This window comes from Paracoccus sp. UBA5162 (genome assembly GCF_002413585.1).
Lineage (GTDB): Bacteria > Pseudomonadota > Alphaproteobacteria > Rhodobacterales > Rhodobacteraceae > Paracoccus.
On the sequence record NZ_DHXG01000019.1, the window covers coordinates 9,027 to 10,878 of the forward strand.

The following is a 1,852-nucleotide window of genomic DNA, read 5'->3' on the forward strand; positions in this document are numbered from 1 at the left end:
CGCAAGAGGCAAGGCGGGTGACGGGGGCGGCAGGGGGCGCTGCCCCCTCGTCGCGTTCCGCGACGACCCCCGAGGTATTTTCCAAGAGTGCGAAGGTGCCGGTTCAGTTGGATTTCTGGCGCGGAAGGAAAGGCAGCGGCGCGATCGGAACTCCGTCCTCGATCAGCTTTTTCGCCTCGTCCGGGCGCGCCTCGCCGTGGATGGCGCGGCCCGGACTGCGGCCTTCATGCATGGCGCGCGCCTCGTCGGCGAATTTCAGTCCGACATAATCGGAATTCTTCTCGACATGGCGGCGCAGTCGGTCCAATGCGGCCTGGGCCGGATTGACGGGCGCGGACAGGGGTCTGGCCGTCTTTGCCGCCACCGAGGGGCTCATCAGGGTCTTTTCAACGCTGGTCGATCCGCATTGCGCGCAGGACAGCCGCGCCGAGTCGCGCATCGTCTCGAACGCATCGGACGAACGAAACCAGCCATCGAAATCATGGCCCTGGTCGCAGCGCAGGCTGTAGCGGATCATCGCGGCTCCGTCTTGCTCATGCGGGCTATATCGTGATCCGCGCGGTCCTGCGCAAGATTGGCGAGCCTGTCGATCAGCGCCGACGGGTCGCGCGCCTCCGCCTCCAGCACTCCGCGTGCGGCCCGGCCCAGAGCGCGGGCACGGGCGCCATCGCCCGCCAGGCCGATGATCTGCGCCGGAAGTGACGTGCTGGTCACCGCCAGTGCCGCGTCCTGAGCATGAAGCGCGCCATAGCTTTCGGTGAAATTCGCGACATGCGGGCCATGCAGAATGGCGCAGCGATGGGCCGCCGGTTCCCAGGGCGTGTGGCCGCCACGATCGGCCAGCGACCCGCCGACGATGCAGATTCCCGCCTGGTCATACCAGCGCGGCATCTCGCCCAACGTGTCGGCCAGCAGCAGCGGCGCTGTCGCGGCGCCCCGCGAAACGCGGGCGACGGGCAGGCCGCGGGCGGCGATCAGCGCCGCGACCTCGTCGCCGCGCCGGGGGTGACGGATGGCCAGGATCAGGCGAAGGTCGGGATGCGCGCGGCGGGCTGCAATCCAGGCGTCGAGGATCGTGGCCTCCTCGCCCTCGTGGGTCGAGGCGGCAAGGATGGTCCGGTCGCGCCGCCGGTTGTCGGGGGGCGGGGTGATCCGCGCCGGTGCCAGCAATTTCAGGTCGAGGCGCGGCAACAGGCACGCGGGGTCGAGCCCCAGGTCGCACAGCCGCGTCTCGCTGGCCGCGTCCTGCGCCGAAAGCGCGGCAAGGCGGGTCAGCATCGGACCAATGATGCCGGGCAGCCGCCGCCATGTCGCCGCCGAACGGGCCGACATCCGTGCGCCGATCATGGCCTGCGCGATCCCCCGTTGCGCCAGCATCCGCGACCGAAGCGGCCAGAATTCGTTTTCCAGCGTCACCAGCAGACCCGGCCGCGCCGCGTCTAGGAAACGCGACAGCGCCGCGGGCGAATCCAGCGGAGCCAGCCGGGCGGAAAGGCCCCAGCCTGCCGCAAGATCCCGGCCGGTTTCGGTATTGGCGGTGACAAGCACCGGCAGGCGCCGGGCCAGTTCCAGGATGATCTCCTGTCCGGACTGCAACTCGCCCACCGAGGCGCCGTGGAACCAGATCCGGCAGCGGGCGGGCGGGGCGCCGATCGCCAGCCGCTGCCGCAAGTCGGCCTGGCCGCCCAACGCGACCCGCAGCCGCAAGGCGGCTTCGACAAGGCGGGTCGTGGCGGCATAGATCATCGGCTTCGTCTCGCGGCGGTTCTCGCGGCCGGTCGCAGTCGGAATGCCGCCATTCCCTCCTAGGCGGCAGGCGGGCGCAAGTAAATGTGCCCCACCCCGGACCGGA

Annotated in this window: 2 protein-coding genes; both read right to left on the minus strand. The window is 70.2% G+C overall.

Features of this window, described 5'->3' with window-relative positions; translation table 11 throughout:
• Positions 1-103 precede the first annotated feature (103 nt).
• On the minus strand, positions 104-517 hold the full coding sequence (locus B4A72_RS02515; RefSeq protein ID WP_292953752.1) for a DUF1178 family protein: 414 nt from the start codon (positions 515-517) through the stop codon (positions 104-106).
• On the minus strand, positions 514-1,746 hold the full coding sequence (locus B4A72_RS02520) for a 3-deoxy-D-manno-octulosonic acid transferase (RefSeq protein ID WP_292953754.1): 1,233 nt from the start codon (positions 1,744-1,746) through the stop codon (positions 514-516). Before B4A72_RS02520 ends, B4A72_RS02515 begins: the two co-directional genes overlap by 4 nt.
• Between the last annotated feature and the right edge of the window lie 106 nt (positions 1,747-1,852).

Bases quoted from the DNA above. Each gene is read 5' to 3' on its own strand.
- B4A72_RS02515 (WP_292953752.1), bottom strand. From the start codon at position 517: ATGATCCGCTACAGCCTGCGCTGCGACCAGGGCCATGATTTCGATGGC.
- B4A72_RS02520 (WP_292953754.1), bottom strand. From the start codon at position 1,746: ATGATCTATGCCGCCACGACCCGCCTTGTCGAAGCCGCCTTGCGGCTG.